Raw genomic sequence first — 21,267 nt, forward strand, 5'->3', positions numbered from 1 at the left:
CATTCGGGCCCGCTTCTCCCCTCGCAATAGCGAGCGCACCAAGGGAGGCAAGGCATGTCCGAAAGCCCCGCGACCGGGACGGCCGACGGCGCGACGCAGGTGTTCGTCGACCACCGCGAGCTGCTCTTCGCGATCGTCTACAACATCCTCGGCAGCGTCGCCGACACCGACGACGTCCTCCAGGAGACCTGGCTGTCCTGGACGGGCCGCGCCCACCGCACCCCGCTGGAGGGCATCACCAACCCGCGCGCTTATCTCGTACGCATCGCCGTGAACCACGCGCTCGCGCGGCGCGCCGCGATCACCCGCCGCCGTGAGACGTATGTGGGCCCCTGGCTGCCGGAGCCGCTGCTCGACGAGCCCGCCCCCGAGGACTCGGCCGACGACCGGGCCCTGCGCTCGGAGTCGGTGTCGCTGGCGATGCTCGTGGTCCTGGAGTCCCTCACCCCGCTGGAGCGCGCGGTCTTCGTCCTCAACGAGGTGTTCGGCTACGCGCACACCGAGATCGCGGAGGTCATCGACCGCAGCCCCGCGGCGGTACGCCAGCTCGCGCACCGCGCGCGGGAACACGTGCACGCCCGTCGGCCGCGCTACCAGGCCCATCCGCGCGTCCGCCGGCAGGCGACCGAGCGCTTCGTCGAGGCCGCGCTCGGCGGGGACATCGCGGCGCTGATGGAGATCCTTGCACCGGACGTCACGGTGTGGACGGACGGCGGCGGGAAGGCCTCGGGCGGGCTGCGTCCGGTGCACGGCCGGGACAAGGCGGCGCGGCTGTTCGCCGGTTACGCGACCCGGCGCGGTACCGGCTTCGACCTGCGCTACCGGCGTGTCAACGGCGACGACTCCGCCGTGCTCTTCGAGGGCGAGTCGCCGTACGCGGTCATGGTCATGGACCTCACCGCGGACGGCGAGCAGGTGTCGGGCGTCTACATCGTCACCAATCCCGAGAAGCTCGCGCATGTGCGGCGCGACGACGAGGACCGGGAGACCGGGGTCGTGGAAGGGGAGCGCGCATGACCGCCACGGACCACCGGCCCGCGAAGGCGTCCTCCGGTGAGCGCGTCGCCGACTGGTTCGACGGCCGGCTCGGTGTGTACGCCCTCGGCAGGCGCTATCTGCGCAAGGTCTTCCCGGACCACTGGTCCTTCCTCCTCGGCGAGATCTGCCTCTACAGCTTCGTCGTGCTGATCCTCACCGGGGTGTACCTGACCCTGTTCTTCCACCCCTCCATGAACGAGGTGACGTACCACGGCGGTTACGTCCCCCTGAACGGCATACGGATGTCGGAGGCGTACGCCTCGACGCTCCACATCAGCTTCGACGTGCGCGGCGGACTGCTGGTCCGGCAGCTGCACCACTGGGCCGCGCTGGTCTTCCTCGCCGCGATGCTGACGCACATGATGCGGCATTTCTTCACGGGCTCGTTCCGCAGGCCTCGCGAGGTGAACTGGGTGTTCGGCTGGACACTGCTGCTCCTCGGTCTGTTCGAGGGCCTCTTCGGCTACTCGCTGCCCGACGACCTGCTGTCCGGGACGGGGCTCAGGTTCGTGGACGGGGCGATCCTGTCGGTGCCGGTGGTCGGCACATATCTGTCGTTCTTCCTGTTCGGCGGGGAGTTCCCCGGCCACGACATCGTGGCGCGCTTCTACTCGCTGCACATCCTGCTGATTCCGGGGATCATGGCGGCACTTGTCGTCGCCCATCTGATCCTCGTCGTGTACCACAAGCACACCCAGTTCGCGGGCCCGGGGAAGACCGAACGCAACGTCGTGGGCACCCCGTTCCTGCCGGTCTACCTGGCGAAGGCGGGCGGCTTCTTCTTCCTGGTGTTCGGTGTCCTCGCGCTGATCTCGGCGGTGGCGACCATCAACCCGGTCTGGTCGTACGGTCCTTACCGGGCCGACCAGGTGTCGACGGGCGCCCAACCGGACTGGTACCTGGGCTTCGCCGAGGGCCTGGTGCGCGTCATGCCGGGCTGGGAGATCAGCGTGGCCGGGCACACGCTCGTGCTCGGTGTGCTGATCCCCATCGTCGTCTTCCCGCTGCTTCTGGTCGCCATCGGCGTGTACCCGTTCATCGAGTCGTGGGTCACGGGAGACCGGCGTGAGCACCATCTCCTCGACCGCCCGCGCAACCGGCCGGTCCGTACGTCGATCGGAGCGGCCTGGATCAGCCTGTATCTGATCCTGCTCGCGGGCGGCGGCAACGACATCGTGGCGACGCGCTTCCATCTGTCGATCAACACCGTCACCTGGGCCGTGCGGATCTCCCTGTTCGTCGTCCCGGCCGTTGTCTTCGTGGTCACCCGGCGCATCTGCCTGGGGCTGCAGCTGCGGGACCGGGAGCTGGTGGCGCACGGCCGTGCGACCGGCGTCGTCAAACGCCTGCCGCACGGCGAGTACGTCGAGGTGCACCGCCCGCTCGGCCCGGCCGAACTCCACACGCTGACCGAGCACGAGCACCGGGACCGGTCAGACCACCGGGACCTCCAGACGGCTGATCCGCAGCCCGCCCTCGACGGCGCCCGGGTGCCCGCTCGCCATGAGGAGCCGCAGCCGTGAGCCGCGCACCCCGTCGAAGGTGATCACGGTCGGCGCGTCGGACGCGGTGGCCCAGTCGACGGCCGTTCCCTTCACCGGCACGTACCGCCCGCCGTCCCACACCGCGACCTCGACCGACGCGGGCCGTGTGTGCGTCGCGTCGACGGTGAAGGAGACCTCGACGCGGTCGACCGCGCGGGGACGGGCCCAGGCGACCGAGACCCAGTCCTCGGGACGGGCCCCGCTGAAGGCGGGCAGCAGGGCCGTCGCCGACTTGTAGAAGGCGTTGGACCACCCCGTCGCCGCGTCGCCGTCGAGCATGGCGGCGGGCAGGGTGTCCGGGCGGCCGGAGTAACTGGCGTCCGCGAGTGGCTCGTTCGGGGCGCCGGGACCCGGGTCCGGCCGGAAGACCGCGGGCGGGGTGGTCGCCTTCGCGCGTGCCGAGGTGGTGCGTACGGTGAGGGTGGCGCCCCGCACTCCCTCGGAGCGTGCCGTCACCCTGAGCGAGCCCGGCCGCGTGCCGGATCGTACGATCGCGAGTGCCTTGCCGTGGAAGGCCGTTCGGGTGCTCGCCTGATAGCGCTCGGCGCTCTCCTCCCGGCCGTTGTCGAGCCCGGCGAGCGAGCCGCCGCCGATGTCGAAGCCGATCAGGTGCTCCGCGTCGGGCACGACCACACCACGGGCGTCGACGACCTCGGCCGTCACGAAGAGCAGGGAACGGCCGTCGGCGGCGAGCGACGTGCGGTCCGGCGTGAGGCGTATCGCGTGCGGCGCCCCGGCGGTGCGCAGGACGTCCGTGGCGACCGTACGGCCGCCGCGGCGGGCCACCGCCTTCAACTCACCCGGCGCGTAGGGCACTTCCCAGGTGAGGTGGAGCTTGCCCGCGCTGCCGTTCGGGCTGGTGTAACTGCCCGGGTAGGGGCCCGAGGTGAACGTCTTGTCGTCGCCGGTCGACTCGGTGGTCTCCAGATAGGTACGGCCGTCGGTGGTCGTCTTGGTGTCGAACCTCCTGGTGCCGAGGGACTTCCCGTTGAGGAAGAGCTCGACGGTGTCGACGTTCGCGTACGCCCAGACCTCGACCGTGTCGCCGGCCTCGTGGTTCCAGGTCATGGGCACCAGATGGACCATGGGCTCGCTCACCCACTGGCTCCTGAACAGGTGGTACATGTCCTTGGGGAAGCCCGCGGTGTCGACGGCGCCGAAGAAGGACGCCTTCACCGGGAACACGTCGTACGGCGTGGGCTCCCCGATGTAGTCGATGCCCGACCACAGGAACTCCCCCGCGAACCACTTGCGGTCCCGGTCCTTCTTGTGCCCGTACTCGCCGCTCATCGTCCAGGACGCGAGGTTGTTGTCGTACGAGGAGACCGCGCGTCGGCCCGGGGTGTGGTTCTCGCCGGTGTTGAGGTGCTCCGGCTCCTGATAGGTGGAGCGGGTCGAGGTCTCGGACGACGACTCCGACTCGAAGAGGAAGAGGTGCGGATAGGCGGCGTGCAGGGCGTCCACCGACTGGGCGGTGTTGTAGTTCAGACCGAGCCCGTCCAGTTTGGCGAGCATGAGGTCGGCAGCGGAGCCCTTCGTGGGCACGCGGCGGTATTTGTCCGAGCCGATGACCAGCGGCCTGGTGTCGTCCGCCGCCTTGATCGCGGCGATGATCCTGTCCGCCATGGCGAGGCCCGGGGTGGAGGTGGAGTCGGGGATCTCGTTGCCGATGGACCACAGGACCACGGCGGGCGAGTTGCGGGCCGCGAGGACCATCTCGGTGGCGTCCTTCTCGCACCACTCGTCGAAGAACCGGCCGTAGTCGTACCTCGTCTTGCCGGTCCGCCAGCAGTCGAACGCCTCCACCATCATCACGATGCCCAGCTCCTCGCAGACCTGGATCATCTGCGGCGAGGGCGGGTTGTGCGAGGTGCGGAAGGCGTTGACGCCCATCGACTTCATGATGGTCATCTGCCGGCGTACGGCGTCGACGCTGATCGCGGCGCCCAGCGCGCCCTGGTCGTGGTGCAGGTCGACGCCCTTGATCTTGGCGTGGACGCCGTTGAGGTGGAAGCCCTCGTCCGGGTCGAAGCGGAAGGTGCGGATGCCGAAGGGAGTGCGGCAGGTGTCGACCCTCGCGCCGCCGACCCGCAGTTCGGTCTCCAGGGTGTAGCGGTGGCCCGGAGTCGCGAAGTCCCACAACCGGGGCCTGGCGACGGTGAGTTCGTGGGTCTCGTCGGCTCGGTCGGCGACCGCGACCATGGTGGACGTACGGGCCGCCGTACGGCCGTCGGGGTCGACGATCCGCGAGATCACCTGGACCTCGGCGGCGGCATCGGACTCGTTGACGACGGTCGTCCGCACCCGTACGACCGCCCGCTCCGCCGTGATGTCCGGCGTGGTGACATACGTGCCCCAGCGCTGGACGTGCACCGGTTCGGTGACCACGAGCCGGGCCTCGCGGTAGATGCCGCTGCCCGAGTACCAGCGGCTGCTGGGCAGTTGGTTCTGCACCTTCACCGCGATGACGTTCTCGGTGGCGCCGTCCGTGTGCAGCAGACCGGTGAGGTCGAAGGCGAACCCCGTGTACCCGTAGGGGTGGTGTCCGACCTCCTCGCCGTTGCAGTAGACGTGCGAGTCCATGTAGACGCCGTCGAACTCCACGGAGATGCGCCGGCCGGCGAGGGCGGGCGGCAGCGTGAAGGTGGTGCGGTACCAGCCGAGGCCGCCCGGGAAGAAGCCGGTGCCACTGGTGGTGCCGTGTTCCGTGGTAGGGGTCTGTTCGATGCTCCAGTCGTGCGGAACGGAGACTTCCCGCCACGCCGAGTCGTCGTATCCGGGCTGCGCGGCGCCGTCGTACGCGCCGGTGGGGTCGGTGATCCCACCCGGGTCGACCAGCGCGAAGCGCCAGCCGTCGCGCAGCTCGACCAGACGGCGGCCCGCGGCGCGCCCCGGCGAGTCCGCCCAGGCGTCGGCGGCGCCCAGGAGCGATCCGGCCGCGGGTGCGGCGGTTCCTGCGATCAATACCGATCTTCGAGTGACCGACATGGCGGCTCTCCCTAGTCAAGGGCCCATAAGTCATCACAACTGATCGTGAACAAACAGATTCTGACGGAGTGACACACTGTCCCGTCAAGGGTGCGGCACCCACTTCCGCCCCGCGCTTCACATCGGCCGGAATCCGTCGTACCGATGTACCCCTGGGGCCACCCGTGTGCCGGGTGCGGAACGCGCGTACGCACTAGGCTGGAACCCGAGTGAGGCGCCTGTTCACTGTGAGTGTCCGCAATGGAGTGGCGACGATGAGCCCGGTCCACCCGCTCGACGAGGCTGCCACGGCACGGGCGGTCATCGACGGGAACGGCACCCTGCTCCGATGGAGCGAAGGGGCCCGCCGTCTACTGGGTCATGCCCCGGAGGAGGTCGAGGGGCGGCCCGCCGCCGAGCTGCTGGCCACGGACACGCCCATACCGGCCGAACCGACGGGTAACCGCTGGAACGGCAGCCTCGATCTGCGCCACCGCGACGGCCACACCGTCTCCGTGTGGCTGCTCGCCCACCGCCGGAAGCCGCGGGACGGCGGCCCTGCCACCTGGCTGGTGGTCACCCCGCTGGAGGCCCGCGGCCCGCGCTCGCCGGACGACCCGCTGACGACGGCGGTGCTGGCGCAGTCCCCGTGCCCGATGGCGGTCTACGACGACCGACTGCGCCTCTTCGGGGTGAACGACGCGATGGCCGACGTGATCGGCCTCCCCGAGTCCCGCATCCAGGGCCTGAGGTTCTCCGAGATCGGCGGCAAGGAGGAGAGCGAAGCCCTCGAGTCACAGCTGCACGAGGTCCTCGTCACCGGAACCGGTCGTGACGTGGAGACGTTCATGCAGACCGGCGGCGAGTACCACGCGCACGCCTGGATGGCCCGGATCGCCCCGCTGACCGACACCGACGGCCGGGTGCGGGGGGTGTGCCTGGCCGCACACGACTTCACCGAGCAGTACAACGCCCGGGAGCGACTGCAACTCGTCAACGAGGCCAGCGTCCGCATCGGCACCACCCTCGACGTCACCCGCACGGCCCAGGAGCTCGCCGACGTCTGCGTACCCACCCTCGCCGACTTCGTCAGGGTCGACCTGCTGGATCCGCCGGAGCACGGGGGCGAGCCCCACCCGGAGCCACCGACCGCGCCGATCACGCTGCGCCGCGCCGCCCACCAGTCGGTGAACCCCGGCTGCCCGGAGGCGGTCGTCAAGCCCGGCCAGATCGACATCTACCCCGCGCACTCGCCGCAGGCGGACTCCCTCACGGCCGGCCGGACGATCGTGGCGCCCGACGACACCGCCACACTGGCGGAGTGGCTCGCCTGGGACGACGCGCGAGCCGCGCGCGTCGCCGAGTTCGGCCTGCACGCCAGCATGTCGGTGCCGATCAAGGCCCGCGGCCAGACCCTCGGGGTGGCCGTCCTCACCCGGTTCCGGCACTCCGGTCCCTTCACCCCCGACGACGTGCTGCTGGCCGAGGAGGTGACGGCGAGGGCCGGCGTCTGTATCGACAACGCCCGGCGCTTCTCGCGCGAGCGCGAGACCGCCCTCGCCCTCCAGCGCAGCCTGCTCCCCCAGTCGCTGCCCCGGACGGCCGCCCTGGAGGCGGCCTCCCGCTATCTGCCCGCCGCACGGGCCGGAGTGGGCGGCGACTGGTTCGACGTGATCCCGCTGTCGGGGATGCGGGTCGCCATGGTCGTCGGAGACGTCATCGGCCACGGCATCGCGGCCTCCGCCACCATGGGACGGCTGCGCACCGCCGTCCGTACGCTCGCCGACATCGACCTCGCCCCCGACGAGCTGCTCACCCACCTCGACGACCTCGTCGTACGGCTCTCCACGGAGGCCGGAGCCGAGGGCACCACCGGCGAGGTCGGCGCGACCTGCCTGTACGCGGTGTACGACCCGATCTCGCGGCGCTGCGCCCTCGCCCGGGCCGGCCATCCCCCGCCCGTCATGCTCACCCCGGGCGGCCTGCCCCGGCAGATCGACCTGCCGGCCGGTCCAGCGCTGGGCCTGGGTGGACTGCCCTTCGAGTCCATCGAGCTCGCCCTTCCCGAGGGCACGGTGCTCGCGCTGTTCACCGACGGCCTGATCGAGAACCGCGAGCGGGACGCCGAGGCCAACCGCGAGCTGCTGTGCCATGCCCTGGCGGAGTCCGCGGACTCCCTGGAAGGTGCCTGCCACGACATTCTGCGGACCCTGCTTCCGGTGGGCGGGGCCCAGGACGACGTGGCGCTGCTGCTCGCCCGGACCCACGGGCTCGCGCCCTCCCAGGTGGCGACCTGGGACATTCCCGCCGACCCCGCGCTGGTCGCGCCGATCCGCAAGCAGGTCGTCGACCAGCTCGACGCCTGGGAGCCGAACGCCGCGACGTTCACGGCCGAGCTCGTGGTGAGCGAACTGGTCACCAACGCGATCCGCTACGGCGAGCCGCCCATCCGGCTGCGGCTCATCCACGACGCCGAGACCCTGATCTGCGAGGTCTCCGACAGCAGCCACACCGCGCCGCATCTGCGCCGGGCCAAGGCCTACGACGAGGGCGGGCGCGGACTGCTGCTGGTCGCCCAGCTCACCCAGCGCTGGGGCTGCCGCCACACGGCCGACGGCAAGACGATCTGGGCGGAGCTGACGCTCCTCGGGGAGCTCTGACGACATCGACGCAGGTCCGAAGGGTCGGTGAGCGGGTCGGCGTGCGGCGTCTGATGTGATGGTCGGGCACCACGACTTGTGTCCCGGAGGACCGAACCCTGAACACCCCGCTCGCCGAATCCCTGTCCGTCGTCCTGCTCGTCGCCGTCCTCGTCTGCGCGGTGGTCCGCCCCTTCGGCTGGCCCGAGGCGGTCGTCGCGGCCCCGGCCGCCCTGCTGGTGATCGCCACCGGCGCGATCTCCTGGGACCACGCGGGCGCGGAGGCGGGTCACCTCGGGCCGGTGATCGGCTTCCTGGCGGCGGTGCTGGTACTCGCCAAGTTCTGTGACGACGAGGGGCTCTTCCACGCCTGCGGCGCGTGGATGGCCCGCTGGGCGGCGGGGCGGCCGGGGCGCCTGCTGACCGCGGTCTTCGCGCTCGCCTCGGCGATCACCGCGGTGCTCAGCCTGGACGCCACCATCGTGCTGCTCACCCCGGTCGTCTTCGCCACCGCCGCCCGGATGGGCGCCCGCCCGAAGCCGCACGTGTACGCCTGCACCCATCTGTCGAACACGGCCTCGCTGCTGCTGCCGGTCTCCAACCTCACCAATCTGCTCGCCTTCACCGCGAGCGGTCTCAGCTTCACCCGGTTCGCGGCGCTGATGGTGCTGCCGTGGCTGGTGGCCATCGGGGCCGAGTACGTGGTCTTCCGGCGCTTCTTCGCCGGCGACCTGGCAGCGGCCGTGCCCGAGCCGACGACCGGAGAGCCGCCGGAGCTGCCCCTGTTCGCGCTGGTCACCGTGGGCTGCACCCTGGCGGGGTTCGTCGTCGCCTCCGCGCTGGGCGTGGACCCCGCCTGGTCCGCCGCGGCGGGGGCGCTGGTGCTCGCCGCCCGGGCCCTGCTGCGCGGGCGCGCCACCCCGCTCACCGTGCTGAGGGCCGCCGCTCCGGCCTTCCTCGTGTTCGTGCTCGCGCTGGGCATCGTCGTCCGGGCGGTGGTCGACAACGGACTCTCCGACGCCCTCGGACATCTCCTCCCGGACGGCAGCGGGCTGCCCGCGCTGCTCGGGATCGCGGCGCTCGCCGCCGTACTGGCCAATCTCATCAACAACCTGCCCGCGGTCCTGGTGCTGCTGCCGCTGGCCGCCACGTCCGGCTCCGGCGCGGTGCTGGCCGTGCTCCTGGGGGTCAACATCGGCCCCAACCTCACCTACGCCGGATCCCTGGCGACCCTGTTGTGGCGGCGTATCGTGCAGGAGCACGACCACGGCGTCGATCTGCGGGAGTTCACCCGGCTGGGTCTGATCGCCGTGCCGGCGGCGCTGGTTCCCGCCGTACTGGCACTGTGGCTCTCGCTCCGCGTCATCGGGGGCTGAGCCGTCGCACACGTGAGGGCCGGAGGCTGATGCTCATGCGGGTCGTCGTCTGGCTCGTCGAGGGGACCTGGCCGGCCTGCGTGGACGCCGTGCGCACGCACGCGCCGCAGGCGACCGAGGTCGTGCTGCTGCACGTCAGCGAACCCGGGGTGCCCGGGATCGCGCACGGCGCCTTCGCCGGGCTGCTCGGCCGGGGGCACACCGAGCGCGATCCCGGGGACCGGCTGGAGGACCTCGGCGCCCGGTCGGCGGCGCGGCTGCTCGACGCTGCGGCCGAGCGCCTCGGCCGCCCCTGCACCCGCCAGGAAAGCACCGGGCGCACGGAGCGTGAGGTGGTCGCCGCCACCGAGGGCGCCGATCTGCTCGTGGTGGCCCGGGACGGCGACCTGGCCCGGCTCGGGCCGCACAGCCTGGGCCGGGCCGGGCGGTTCGTCGTCGACCACGCGCCGTGCCCGGTGCTGCTGATCTGGCCCGAGGCCACGCCCGCCGTCACGACGATCCCGCCGCCTCCCCCGCATTCTCCGGATCCCCCACATCACCCGCGTCCCCCGCACTCCTAGCGGTGCCCTTCCGGTAGGCGCCCGGTGGAGTCCCGTAGCGCTGCCGGAAAACCCGGCTGAAGTGGAACGCGCTGGTGAATCCGGAGGCCGCGGCCACCCGTTCCACCGGGAGCTCGGTGGCTTCCAGCAGCCGGGCCGCGTGCAGCAGCCGGGCCTCGCGCAGCGCCCGCATCGGGGAGTGGCCGAGTTGCTCGGTGAACAGGTGGGCGAACCGGGACGGTGAGAGCGCGACCGCCCCGGCCAGCGAGCGGACGGTGTGGGGCGCGCCCGGGTCCGCGGCGATCACCGCCTCCGCGTGCCGGACGCGGGCGTCGAGATCGGGGTGGCGGCGCTCCGCCCGGGCGGCGGCGAGCAGCACGATCTCCTCCAGGGAGCACAGGGCCAGCTCCCGGGCGGCGGTGCCGTGCGCCACCGCGACCTCACCCGGGGCGGGCTCGGCGCCCTCGGGTGGCAGGCCGTCTCCCGTCCAGCGGGCGTCGGCGAACATCCGGCGGAACGCCGCTTCGATACGTTCCCGGGCGGGCGCGGGTCCGACGGCGTACAGGCCGTCGTCGAGGGCGTGGGGCCGCAGCCATCCGGTCCAGGACGGGCGGGCCTGGCAGTGCGCCCACCAGAACGCCCAGTGTCCGGTGCCGGGTTCGACGGCGTAGCGCTGCGGCACGCCGGGGCCCAGGACCACCAGGTCTCCGGCGCCGGCCACCGTCCGGGCCGCTCCCTGCCGGAGCCGTCCCCGTCCGCCCGTCGTCCAGGTGAACAGCCAACTGTCGCTGCCCCGGGGCCGGTTGACTCGGTATCCCGGTCCCTGGTCGAAACGACCGACGGTCACCAGGCCCGGCGGCGGGGACGGGGCAGCAGGCTCGGGCAACTCCTCAGCGCGCACGGGCATCCTCCCGAAAGGCTCGTCGACCTAGCGTGGAGGATCTGGGACTCCGGTGGGAAGGGACGGTCGGATGACAGTCATGGACATGGGCGGGCCGCGGTGGTCGGACTTCGAGGAGAACGGGTTCGTGGTGGTGCGCGGACTGTTCACCGGCGCCGAGATCGACGAGCTGTGCGCGGAGTTCGCGGCCCTGCACGCCGCCGGGCCGGTCCCGGGGCACTTCGAACCCCGGGCCACCGGGGCCGGCGGGACCGGCGGTCCGGCGGATCCGCTGGACGCCCATCCACGGGTCATGCATCCGCACCGCATCAGCGAGCTGTCCCTGCGCCGCCTTCTCGATCCCCGGTTGCGGCGGATCCTGGAGACGCTGCTCGGCGAGGAGGTCCTGGCGGCGCAGAGCATGTTCTACTTCAAGCCGCCCGGCGCCCGGGGGCAGGCGCTGCACCAGGACAACTTCTATCTGCGGGTCGAGCCGGGCACCTGCGTGGCCGCCTGGATCGCCTGCGACGCGATCGACCGGGAGAACGGCGGCCTGGAAGTGGTGCCGGGCACGCACCGCATGGACCTGTTCTGCCCGGAGGAGGCGGACGAGGAGCTGTCCTTCGTACGGGAGTACGTCCCGCCGCCGCCCGGTCTGGCCGTCGTGCCCGTCGACATGGCACCGGGCGACGTGCTGTTCTTCAACGGCAGTCTGGTGCACGGCTCCGGGCCCAACCGCAGCGCCGACCGCTTCCGCCGCTCCTTCATCGGCCACTACGTCCGCCGCTCCACCCATCACATCGGCCGCCATTACCCCACGCTGACGATGGGCGGCGAGCCCGTCACCCTGGCCGAGAGCGAGGGCGCGGGCCCGTGCGGCACGGAGTTCGGCCCGGCCGCACCGCACTGATGTCATTCCCCCGGCTCGGGCAGCGCGTCGCGGAGTTGGGCGCGGGAGGTGATGCCGAGTTTGGGGAAGATCCGGTAGAGGTGGAAGCCGACCGTACGGGGCGAGAGGAAGATCCGTTCGCCGATCTCCCGGTTGGTCAGGCCCGCGGCGGCGAGGCGGGCGATCTGCAGTTGCTGCGGGGTGAGTTCGGCGAGGCTGTCCGCGGAGCCGGCCGGCGTGCTCGCCGGGGTGACGCCCGCGGCGCGCAGTTCGGCGCGGGTGCGGTCCGTCCAGGGGCGGGTGCCGAGCCGTTCGAAGACCTCCAGCGCGGCGGCGAGCAGGGGGCGCGCCTCCACCGCGCGGCGCCGGCGGCGCAGCCACTCGGCGTAGTCGAGGCGGACCTGTGCCCGTTCGAAGGGCCACTGGTCGCCCGCCGGATCGGCCAGGGCCACCGTGAAGTGCCGTTCGGCGTCGTCCGGTTCGGCGATCAGGGCCTCGGCCCGGTGCACGATCGCGGTGAGCCGCGCGGATGTCTCGCCCTCGGCGAGGCGCCGCCTGGCCGTGTCGAGGACGAGCCGCGCATCCTCGGCCCGGCCCGTGCGGACGGCGGCTGCCACGAGGTCGGCCAGGTAGTAGTCGGATGCGTGGAAGTGCAGGGGCGCGGGCTCCGGCTGCCGGGTGTAGACGGCGCGGAAGCGGTCGTAGGCCGCCGCGTGGTCGCCCTCCGCGAGTGCGGCGGCGCCCAGCGCGTAGTGCGTGCGCACCTGCAGGCTGCGGCAGTTGGGCAGGTCGATGCCGTGGACGGCGCGCTGTACGGCGGCGCGGGCCTCTTCGGTGTCGCCGCGCAGGGCGAGCAGGGTGGCGCGGAGCACGGGCGCTCCCACCACCACGTTCTCCAGTCCGCCTTCGGCGGCCAGGCCGTACGCCTCGTCGAGTGCCGCCCGGGCCTTGGTCCAGGACCCGCTCTCGTAGAGGGCCAGCGCGAGGGCCTGGGCCACGGTGGCGTTGGCTCCGGAGGTCGGGGAGCGGCGCAGATGGTCCATGGCCGCGCCGAGCAGCCGGATCGCCTCGGCCGTCTCGTCCAGGACCCAGGCGGCTCCGCCGGAGACGACCAGGCGGGAGAGCGGGATGTCGACGCCTGATCCGGGCTTCGGCAGGGACGCGGTCCAGGTGGCCGCGAGCAGTTCGAGGGCCTGGGCCCGGTTCCGGACCGGATCGCAGCCGGCCAGGGCCCAGAGCCGGCCCGTCTCGTCGTCCTGGGGCGGCACACGCTCCACGATCCGCAGGATGTTCTCGCGGTGTTCCGGGGCCCCGGAGTTGTACGCGGGCGTCGTGGCCGTCGCCAGGGCGTCGAGGGTCAGTACGGGGTCCTCGTCGACGGCGGCCTCGGCGACCGGCAGCAGGAAGCCGAGCGAGCCCGCGAACTGGGTGGTCACGGCGAGCGCCCAGCCCGCCAGGAGCGAGACTTCGGCGAGGAGGGCCGGTTCGTCGGTGAGGGTGGCGACCTGGGCGCTGAGCTCGCCGACCCAGCGCGGGTGACCGGCGTACATCGCCATGGTCGCGGCCCGTACCAGGCGCCCGGCGCGCACGGTGGGGTCTGGGCTGAGCCGGGCCGCGCGTTCGAGGGCCGTCGCGGCGGCCGCGTAGCCGCCGCGGCGCTGTGCCCGGGCCGCGCTGTCGTCGAGTTCCCGGGCGGCCTCCTCGTCGACGCCGGAGGCGGCGGCCGCGTGGTGCCAGGCACGGCGGTCCGGATCGCCGACGAGGACGTCGGCGAGCGCCCGGTGGGCTGTGTGGCGTTCGGTGTAGGTCGCGGCCCGGTAGACCGCGGAACGTATCAGCGGATGGCGGAACCGGACGCGGTCGGCGTCGATGAGGACGAGTCCGGCGCGTTCGGCGGGCAGCCAGTCGTCCGGGGTCGCCCGGTCTCCGACGGCCGAGAGGATGACGGGCAGCTCGGCACTCTCCGCGGCGGCCGCGAAGAGCAGCAACGCACGGGTGGCCGGGGGAAGTTCGGGAAGATCCGCGGCGAAGATGGCTTCCAGCCGGTCGGTGAGGGGCAGCGCGTCCTCGTGGGCGGCGGCCGGGTCGCGCGCCACGGCCCGGGCGAGTTCGACGAGGGCGAGGGGGACACCCGCCGCCTGTTCGAGGACGCGGGAGCGGGCCCGTCCCGCGGGGGGCCGGGGCTGACGGTCGAGGAGCCGTCCGGCGGCGGCCGGATCGAGCGGCTCGATCGTCAACCGGTCGATCTGACGGTCGAGTTGTGCGGGTACGGCGGTGTCGCGCGCCGCCAGGAGCAGGGCGACCGGCTCGCCTTCGAGGCGTCGGGCCATGAAGGCCAGGACGTCGAGGGTGCCCAGGTCCAGCCAGTGGGTGTCGTCGATCACCAGGAGGAGCGGGCCGTGCTCCGCGGCGTCGGAGAGCAGGGTGAGCGCGCCGAGCGAGGTCAGCAGGGGGTCGGAGACCGTCCGCGTGCCGTCGTCGAGTCCGAACACGCCGAGCAGCGCGGCCCGCTGGCGTGCGGGCAGCCCCTCGGCCAGGTCGAGGAAGGGTCGCAGCAACTGGTGCAGTCCGGCGAAGGCGAGGCCCGACTCGCCCTCGCTCCCCCGGCAGCGCAGCACCCGTACCCCGGACCGGCGGGCCATGCGGGCGGCGGCGTCGAGGAGGGCGCTCTTGCCCGCGCCGGGTCCTCCCGTCATCAGCAGGGCCCCGGTCCGCCCCGTCGTGAGCGCGTCCACCAGCCGTGACAGCAGGGCCAGTTCGTGGTCCCGGCCGACGATCCACTCGTCACCGAGCGGCGTCATGAGTCGGCCCCGGGGAACACGTCGGAGGTGAAGGCGAGGAGGGCATGGGCGACCGCGCCGGGGCTCTCCAGGAGCATCTCGTGCGTCCCGTCGATCCCGACGACCTGCACGGTGGGCCGCCGCGCGGCCAGTGCGGCGAGATCCCTGGCGAGCCCCTTCCCGTACGCCGTCATCAGTTCGTCGAACCAGGGCAGGCCGGGGGCGGGCGGTACGGGTCGCGCGGCCCGTCCGAGCAGCAGTGGCCGCCGGGTCCGCGCGAAGGCGTCGAAGAGGTCGAAGAGGTCGAGTGCGTCGACGGCGGCCAGCATCTCCAGCACGAGCGCGCGTCCGGGGCGCACCTCCAGCCGTCCGTCGGGCGCGGGCCGCACGGTACGCAGCAGACCGGCCTCCAACAGCTCGTAGGGGATGCCCAATTGGTCGGAGAGTGCGCGCTGCTCGGCGAGCAGGTCCTTGAGGCCGTCCGCCGGAAGGGGCCCGCCTGACACCGTCGCGGTCGCCGCCTGGCGCACCTGGGTGAGCCGCTCCTCGACGTACGCCGGGCCGAGGCCCACGTACTGGTCGGGGCGGCCCCAGCCGTATCCGTCCAGGTTCACCGCGCCGGGCGTGACGTCCGGATGCTCCAGGGCGTACCGCACGGCGATCATCCCGCCGAGCGAGTGCCCGACGGGCAGCGCGCCGGGAACGTCGTACCGCTCGAGCACCGCCTCGATGTCGTCCAGTACCCGGGGAAGACTCCAGGTCCCCGACGGTGAGAGACCGTGTCCGCGCAGGTCCACGGCGAGCACCCGGTGCCGGGGGACGAGGCGGGGGGCCACGGCGGCCCAGTCGGCGAGCGTACGCCTGGCTCCGTGCAGCAGAAGCAGGGGTGGGCCGTCACCACCATGGTCGTGTACGGCCAGTTCGATGCGGTCTGCGGTCATGTCCTGACAATACGGCGTGGGTCAGGGCTCCAGGAGCAGATTGAGCGTCGGCAGGGGGCCGCCCGGGAACTGTTGCAGCCGTCCGCCGGACGCCAGTGGGCCCAGATTGATGACCGCCCACCCCACCCGCTCCGCCAGCCGCGTGACGCGCTCGTTGGCCCCGGGGTGGTTTCCCGAGAGGAAGATCACCCGCCGTCCGACAAAAGTGCGCGGATCGGAGCCGAGCACCGCCGGTGTCAAGGTGTTGAACGCCTTCACCAGGCGTGCTCCGGGGACGAGTTCGGCGACGACCTCGCTGGAGGTGCGGCCGTCGAGGTCGGCGACCTTGAAGTCGGGCGGTCCGAGCGGGTTGGTGGTGTCGATGACGATCCGCTCCTGCCAGTCGAGGACGTCCGCGGCGGCCACCGCCTCGCTCAGCCGTCGCCACGGTACGGCGAGGACGACGATCTCCTCCTTGGCCGACTGTGCGACGGTGGCGGGCGTCAGGGCCGGGCCGATCGAGGCGGCGAGGTCCCGCAACGACTGCGGGCCCCGGCTGTTGCTGATGACGACCTGCTCGCCCGCCGCCACGAACCGATAGGCGAGGGCCTGTCCGATGGCTCCGGCACCGATGATTCCGATGGGCATGAGGTGTCCTCCTCCTTGAGTTCCGCGGCTACGACGAGAGGGTGCCAGTCAGCATCACGCCGCAGGTCACAGCAGCGCTTCTGTCATGTGACTGGGCCGGGTCCGCGACCCGCGCGGGTGTCGCGGGGGCCGCCTTGACGCGGGCGTCGTCCAGGCGATTTGATCCTGACGTGCCGAGGCGCCGCGCCGGGCACGCAGAGGTGCGCCCAGCCGGTAGCGGACACCGTTCGAGTCCGGCCAAAGTCGCCAGGACCGCGGGAGCGTCCGAGGCGGGGCCGTACCCGCGATCGATGGAGCCGACATTCCCGCCCAATGTGTTTCCCGCGTCACCGGCCTGGGGGCAGCCGCCGCCCTGGTGGCGCTCGCGACGCTGGTGAGCTGTACGACCGGGTCGGACGAGGGGACGCCACCCCAGCAGGGTAAGGCCTCCCCGCCGAGCCCGGAGGCCGTACAACTCCCCCCGCTCCACGCGGGCTTCGACTACCAGATCGGCGGCGCTTATCCGCCGCCGTCCGGCGTCCGCATCGTCAGCCGCGACCGTTCCGACTCGCCCGCGCCCGGCCTGTACAGCATCTGTTACATCAACGCCTTCCAGGCCCAGCCGGACGAGTCGAAGGCGTGGCCGGCCGATCTGCTGCTGCGGGACGCGCACGGCAAGGTCGTCATGGACCGCGACTGGAACGAGGCGCTCCTCGACCTCCGCACGCCGGCCAAGCGCAAGCGGGTGGCCGCGCGGGTCGGCCGCTGGATCGACGAATGCGCCGACAAGGGATTCGACGCCGTCGAGCCGGACAACTACGACAGCTACACCCGTTCCGGCCAGCTGCTGACGGCGAACGACGCCACCGCGTTCATCACCCTCCTCTCGGCCCACGCGCACGCCCGGGGGCTGGCCATCGGGCAGAAGAACACCTCGGAGCTGGCCGGGCTCAGGTCGAGGACCAAGCTCGACTTCGCGGTGGCCGAGGAGTGCGGCCAGTACGACGAGTGCGGCACGTACGCAAGGGCGTTCGACGATCGGGTGGTGGACATCGAGTACACCGACAGCGGTCTGCGCAAGGCCCTCGCGAGCTACGGGGACCGGCTGAGCATCGTGCGCCGTGATGTGCAGGTGTCGACGCCGGGCAGTGCGGAGTACGTCCGCCGGACGCGCTGACGGACGCTGCCCCGGCCCGAAGGACACCACCGTGCATACTCGCACCGAAGCCGGGTGGATTCCGGATGAGTGGGTGCGCACGGAGCGGACGTATCAAAGGGCATGTCGACATCCATGGCCAGCAGGCAGGGCGACCGCCTGCCCACGAGCACCGCCAGACCGCCGGGCCGGTTCGATCGGCTCCGGCGGCACCGGCGGTGGCTGCTCGCGCTGGCGGTGGTCGCCCTGCTGGCCCAGATGGCGGTCGCGATGGTCACGGCGGCCGCGCAGCAGACGCCGACGATCGACGAGCCGGTGTACGTGGGCACGGCGGAGACCTATGTGCGGGAACACAGCCTGCGCTTCAACCCCGAGCATCCGCCGCTGGGCAAGCTCATCATCGCGACCGGACTGGTGTTCGCCCATCCGCACCTGGAGGCCCACTTCACGGGTGATCAGACGGCGCTCGGGCGGCGGCTGCTGTACGAGTCGGGCAACGACCCCTGGCGGGTGATGCTGTGGGCGCGGCTGCCGGTGATCGTGCTGACGCTGCTGTTCGGTCTGGTCGTCCTCGCGTTCGCCCGTGAACTCGTCGGCGCCGTGGGCGGGTTGGTGGCGCTCGCCCTGTACGCGTTCTCGCCCGACGTCATCACCAACGGCTCGCTCGCCACACTCGACGTACCGGCGGCCGGTTTCCTGCTGACGTCGGTGTGGCTGGCGTGGCGGGCCCGGCGCCGGCGGCCCCTGCTCCACCTCGCTCTCGCGGGGGCGGCGCTCGGCGCGGCGCTCGCCACCAAGATGAGCACCCTGCCGGCGGTGCCGGTGCTGCTGCTCCTGGTGTTCCTCTCCTTCTGGCAGGCACGCCGCACGCCGGGCCTGGGCCTGGGCCTGCGCACGCAACCGCGGCTCGTCGGCCTGGGCGTGGCGGTGGCGGCCGGTACCGCGCTGGTGGCGCTCGCCGTCGTCTGGGCGACCTACCTGGTCGTCGACCCGCAGCTGCGCTGGACGGCTCCCGCGAACCTCCCGGCCGTGCACGGTCTGCGCGGGCTCGTCATCGACTGGCTGCCGGTGCCTCGTCCGTACCGCGACGGGATGCGGATCCAGTTCGGCTTCGAGAACGACGTGTGGGCCGGCTTCCTGTTCGGACGGCTCTACCACGGCTCGCTCTGGTACTACCTGCCGGCCGCGTTGCTGGTGAAGACTCCGCTCGGCATGATCGCGCTCTGGCTCATGGGCCTGGGCGTGATGGCCGCCGTGCCCCGGCTACGGCCCGCCGCCCCGTACGTCCTGCTCCCCCCGGCCGTCCTGCTGGCCGTGGCCATGACCGGATCCCGGGACCTCGGCGTCAGATACGCCCTCTTCGTCCCGGTGTTCCTGGCGGTGGCGGCGGCCGGGGCCGTCGCGCTGCGGCGGCGCTGGGCCCACCTCGTCACGGCGGTGCTGGTCGGCTTCGTCGCGATCAGTTCGCTGCGCGCGTTCCCGTACTACCTGCCGTACTCCAACGAGGCGTTCGGTGGGCCCTCGCACACCCGTCTGCGGTTGCACGACTCGAACGTCGACTGGGGGCAGGACCTGGGCCGCCTGGCCGACCGGCTGTCCGAGCGGTATCCGCACGAGCGGGTCTGGCTGGTCTACAAGGGCAGTGGTGTGCCCTCGTACTACGGGATCGAGGCGGCGGATCCTCGCAAGGTGGCGCCGAGCGAGGTGCACGGGCTGCTCGCCGTGTCGGACACCGCCGTCGCGAAGGCCGACGGCCGTCTGGCGGCGCTGCTCGACGGCGCCACGCCCATCGACGACGTCGGCCACTCGATCACGATCTATCGTCGCGCGTGACCCCCGGGCGTCACGCGCGAGAAGCGAGCAGGTCCAGGGCCGCTCCCCAGGGGAACTCCGCGCGCAGACCGTCCTGCCCCGGCTCCCCGGAGTAGCGGTCGCCGAACCGGACACCCATCCCGCGCAGCCGCTCGACACTCCCCCGGTACGCGGGGTGTGCCGCCAGCGCGTCGCTCACACAGGGCAGTACGGCGATCGGGACGTCGAGGCCGTACGCCTCGTTCAGCGTGCCGAGCGCGAGGGTGTCGGATATGCCCGCCGCCCACTTGTTGACGGTGTTGAAGGTGGCCGGGGCGACGGCCACCGCGTCGGGGGCCGGGAAGGGGCGCGGGTCACCCGGGGCCCGCCAGGCGGACCTGATCGGGCGACCGGTCTGCGCCTCGACGGCCGACGCGTCGAAGAAGCCGAGCCCCTGAGGGGTCGCGATGACGCCGACCTCCCAACTCCGTTCCTGTGCCGTGGTGATCAGTTTGCTGACGTCCCGCGCGACACCGGCCGCGCACACGACGACGTACAGGAAGAGCTTTTCGGCGTGTCCGGTCACGTGGGAACCCTAGTCACCTTCTCGGCTGTGAACGGCCGAACTTGTACGGCTCAGCCTTGTTCGCGCCTTGTCGCGCTCCCGACTGTCCCCTACGACGGGACGGTCACGGGTCGCATCTCCCGCCTCCGGCTACACCGGTGGCGGGACGGGCATGGTGACGAATACCCACGCCGAGCGTGCACGGTCGCGCACGTTGACCCCGGCGACGACATCGGCGGGCCCAGCGAGGCCGCACCGACGACAACAGAAACGGTTCCGGGTGGGCCGGTTGGCCCGCCCGGTGTGCCCGCAGCGCGGGCAGCGCTGCGAGGTGTAGGCCGGATCCACTTCCAGGAACGGCACCCCGGCCCGGCGGGCCTTGTAGGCGAGGTGCTGTCCGAGTTGGTGGAACGGCCAGGAGGAGAGCGTGGCCCGCTGGTCGCGGCGTAGCCGTACCCGCTCGCGGATCCCGTCGAGTGCTTCGACGGCGATCCCACGACCGGTGCTCCCCCAAGCTCTCAACTGCGTTCGAGCAGGGGGTACCCCCACCGCGACGGACACGATCCCCTTGGAGATCACATGATTCACGTGCGTGGCATGGCGCTGTTCCTTGCGCTTGCGGCGGGAAAGCCGCCGCCGGGCGGAACGGGTCTTCTTCCTCTGCAGTTCGCCGCGTTTGCGGGCCTGCCACCTGCGGTAGCGCGACAGGCGGCTGCCCTGGTAGTTGGTCCCGTCAGACGTGGTCGCAAGGTTGGCGATGCCGCGGTCCACTCCGATCCAGTCCACCGGCTCGAACATCTCGGCGTCGGGGATCTCGCAGGTCGCGATCAGGAACCACTTCCCGCTCCGCTGGATGAGGTCACTCTCGCCGCGCCGGTACTGGACCAGGGTCTTGAGCTGGTCGGGGTGGCCGGTGTAGCGGATCCCCTTCATCCGCCCGTCCACGGTCCAGATGGAGACGGTGCGCGCGTCGTGCTGCCATGACAGGCAGCGGTCGTCGAACGGCTGGGCCGCCTCCGGCCGGAAGACGATCGGCGTGCTGACCGCCTTGCGATACCGCCGGGATGTCGAGGGCCCCAGATTCCCGGCGCGCAGGTTGGCCCGCAGGGTGGCGTAGGCGTCGACCACCTTCTTCACCGCCCGCACCGCCGGCTGCGCGGACAGCCCGAAGGCCGCCTTCAGGTCCGCGTACACCTCCTTCTGGAGACCGTTTCGGTCCCTCAGGCCTCGGTTGAAGGCGACGGTGGAGGCATGCGTGGCGGCCCTGTTGCAGGCGCGCAGGGTCGCCTCCAGTGCCGACGCCTGCACAGGCGTCGGCAGCAGCTTCACCTGCACCACCAGCTTCACAACCCCGGACCGTAGTACGACCACCGCACACACGACCGACCCATGACTGGAAATCACCACTGCCGGTGACCTGCAGGGCGGTTGTTCGTATTTCCTGGCTCCGCCAGGCAGCCGTGCGGGCACTCCGCCCGCCGAGTGCAAATGCAGCGACGCTCCGCGTCGCAGCCACAGGAGGCGATTCCTCCCCGGCGTGAACGCCGGGGCATCCT

The 21,267-nt window shown here is 72.0% G+C and carries 15 protein-coding genes; 8 read left to right on the top strand and 7 right to left on the bottom strand.

The features are described from left to right. Positions 1-54: 54 nt before the first annotated feature. The gene (sigJ, locus tag ACZ7M3_RS36105) at positions 55-1,017 is read left to right on the top strand and encodes an RNA polymerase sigma factor SigJ (protein WP_472069000.1); all 963 of its coding nucleotides are present in this window, start codon (positions 55-57) and stop codon (positions 1,015-1,017) included. Further along, positions 1,014-2,561 (top strand): cytochrome bc1 complex cytochrome b subunit, encoded by a 1,548-nt coding sequence (qcrB, locus tag ACZ7M3_RS36110; protein WP_472069002.1) that lies wholly within the window; start codon positions 1,014-1,016, stop codon positions 2,559-2,561. The genes sigJ and qcrB overlap by 4 nt, the downstream gene beginning before the upstream one ends. Here qcrB and ACZ7M3_RS36115 read toward each other — a convergent pair. Then, positions 2,472-5,570, bottom strand: a complete 3,099-nt coding sequence (locus ACZ7M3_RS36115; protein ID WP_472069004.1) for a glycoside hydrolase family 2 TIM barrel-domain containing protein — start codon at positions 5,568-5,570, stop codon at positions 2,472-2,474. The two genes, qcrB and ACZ7M3_RS36115, sit on opposite strands and share 90 nt — an antisense overlap. Before the next feature lie 254 nt (positions 5,571-5,824). Between ACZ7M3_RS36115 and ACZ7M3_RS36120 the strand changes: the two genes are divergently transcribed. From ACZ7M3_RS36120 to ACZ7M3_RS36130, 3 genes are all read left to right on the top strand, one after another. Further along, positions 5,825-8,209, top strand: coding sequence for a SpoIIE family protein phosphatase (locus ACZ7M3_RS36120; protein WP_472069006.1), 2,385 nt, complete (start codon positions 5,825-5,827; stop codon positions 8,207-8,209). Positions 8,210-8,307: 98 nt separating this feature from the next. After that, entirely contained in the window at positions 8,308-9,564 is a 1,257-nt protein-coding gene (locus ACZ7M3_RS36125) for an arsenic transporter (protein ID WP_472069145.1), read from the top strand. 35 nt (positions 9,565-9,599) lie between these two features. Then, the gene (locus ACZ7M3_RS36130; RefSeq protein ID WP_472069008.1) at positions 9,600-10,124 is read left to right on the top strand and encodes a universal stress protein; all 525 of its coding nucleotides are present in this window, start codon (positions 9,600-9,602) and stop codon (positions 10,122-10,124) included. On the opposite strand, the gene ACZ7M3_RS36135 is transcribed toward ACZ7M3_RS36130, so the two are convergent. Next, positions 10,054-11,010 carry a helix-turn-helix domain-containing protein gene (locus ACZ7M3_RS36135; protein ID WP_472069010.1) on the bottom strand — a complete coding sequence of 319 codons (957 nt, stop codon included), beginning with the start codon at positions 11,008-11,010 and terminating at the stop codon, positions 10,054-10,056. The genes ACZ7M3_RS36130 and ACZ7M3_RS36135 overlap by 71 nt on opposite strands. A 64-nt stretch (positions 11,011-11,074) precedes the next feature. Here ACZ7M3_RS36135 and ACZ7M3_RS36140 point away from each other — a divergent pair, with 64 nt between their 5' ends. Beyond that, positions 11,075-11,893, top strand: coding sequence for a phytanoyl-CoA dioxygenase family protein (locus ACZ7M3_RS36140; RefSeq protein WP_472069012.1), 819 nt, complete (start codon positions 11,075-11,077; stop codon positions 11,891-11,893). Positions 11,894-11,895: 2 nt separating this feature from the next. On the opposite strand, the gene ACZ7M3_RS36145 is transcribed toward ACZ7M3_RS36140, so the two are convergent. From ACZ7M3_RS36145 to ACZ7M3_RS36155, 3 genes are read right to left on the bottom strand one after another with little or no spacing between them, the layout of a single operon-like run. Continuing rightward, positions 11,896-14,673 (bottom strand): helix-turn-helix transcriptional regulator, encoded by a 2,778-nt coding sequence (locus tag ACZ7M3_RS36145; RefSeq protein ID WP_472069014.1) that lies wholly within the window; start codon positions 14,671-14,673, stop codon positions 11,896-11,898. Further along, a complete protein-coding gene (locus tag ACZ7M3_RS36150; RefSeq protein WP_472069016.1) occupies positions 14,670-15,593 on the bottom strand; it encodes an alpha/beta fold hydrolase in 924 nt (307 codons plus the stop codon). Before ACZ7M3_RS36150 ends, ACZ7M3_RS36145 begins: the two co-directional genes overlap by 4 nt. Positions 15,594-15,614: 21 nt before the next feature. Continuing rightward, complete coding sequence (locus ACZ7M3_RS36155; protein ID WP_472069018.1) at positions 15,615-16,220, bottom strand: NADPH-dependent F420 reductase; 606 nt, start codon at positions 16,218-16,220, stop codon at positions 15,615-15,617. Positions 16,221-16,575: 355 nt separating this feature from the next. Between ACZ7M3_RS36155 and ACZ7M3_RS36160 the strand changes: the two genes are divergently transcribed. Next, the gene (locus ACZ7M3_RS36160; protein ID WP_472069020.1) at positions 16,576-17,376 is read left to right on the top strand and encodes an endo alpha-1,4 polygalactosaminidase; all 801 of its coding nucleotides are present in this window, start codon (positions 16,576-16,578) and stop codon (positions 17,374-17,376) included. A gap of 114 nt (positions 17,377-17,490) precedes the next feature. Then, positions 17,491-19,188, top strand: a complete 1,698-nt coding sequence (locus ACZ7M3_RS36165) for a phospholipid carrier-dependent glycosyltransferase (RefSeq protein WP_472069022.1) — start codon at positions 17,491-17,493, stop codon at positions 19,186-19,188. A 10-nt stretch (positions 19,189-19,198) separates the two neighbouring features. Here the strand turns inward: ACZ7M3_RS36165 and ACZ7M3_RS36170 are convergent, their stop codons facing one another. Together ACZ7M3_RS36170 and ACZ7M3_RS36175 are read right to left on the bottom strand one after the other, a co-directional pair. Next, positions 19,199-19,732 (bottom strand): flavoprotein, encoded by a 534-nt coding sequence (locus ACZ7M3_RS36170; protein WP_472069024.1) that lies wholly within the window; start codon positions 19,730-19,732, stop codon positions 19,199-19,201. 129 nt (positions 19,733-19,861) lie between these two features. Further along, positions 19,862-21,058, bottom strand: a complete 1,197-nt coding sequence (locus ACZ7M3_RS36175; protein ID WP_472069026.1) for an RNA-guided endonuclease InsQ/TnpB family protein — start codon at positions 21,056-21,058, stop codon at positions 19,862-19,864. Between the last annotated feature and the right edge of the window lie 209 nt (positions 21,059-21,267).

The sequence above is a fragment of the Streptomyces sp. NPDC111656 genome (assembly GCF_055656965.1).

Bases quoted from the DNA above. Each gene is read 5' to 3' on its own strand.
- sigJ (WP_472069000.1), top strand. From the start codon at position 55: ATGTCCGAAAGCCCCGCGACCGGGACGGCCGACGGCGCGACGCAGGTG.
- qcrB (WP_472069002.1), top strand. From the start codon at position 1,014: ATGACCGCCACGGACCACCGGCCCGCGAAGGCGTCCTCCGGTGAGCGC.
- ACZ7M3_RS36115 (WP_472069004.1), bottom strand. From the start codon at position 5,570: ATGTCGGTCACTCGAAGATCGGTATTGATCGCAGGAACCGCCGCACCC.
- ACZ7M3_RS36120 (WP_472069006.1), top strand. From the start codon at position 5,825: ATGAGCCCGGTCCACCCGCTCGACGAGGCTGCCACGGCACGGGCGGTC.
- ACZ7M3_RS36130 (WP_472069008.1), top strand. From the start codon at position 9,600: ATGCGGGTCGTCGTCTGGCTCGTCGAGGGGACCTGGCCGGCCTGCGTG.
- ACZ7M3_RS36135 (WP_472069010.1), bottom strand. From the start codon at position 11,010: ATGCCCGTGCGCGCTGAGGAGTTGCCCGAGCCTGCTGCCCCGTCCCCG.
- ACZ7M3_RS36140 (WP_472069012.1), top strand. From the start codon at position 11,075: ATGACAGTCATGGACATGGGCGGGCCGCGGTGGTCGGACTTCGAGGAG.
- ACZ7M3_RS36145 (WP_472069014.1), bottom strand. From the start codon at position 14,673: ATGACGCCGCTCGGTGACGAGTGGATCGTCGGCCGGGACCACGAACTG.
- ACZ7M3_RS36150 (WP_472069016.1), bottom strand. From the start codon at position 15,593: ATGACCGCAGACCGCATCGAACTGGCCGTACACGACCATGGTGGTGAC.
- ACZ7M3_RS36155 (WP_472069018.1), bottom strand. From the start codon at position 16,220: ATGCCCATCGGAATCATCGGTGCCGGAGCCATCGGACAGGCCCTCGCC.
- ACZ7M3_RS36165 (WP_472069022.1), top strand. From the start codon at position 17,491: ATGGCCAGCAGGCAGGGCGACCGCCTGCCCACGAGCACCGCCAGACCG.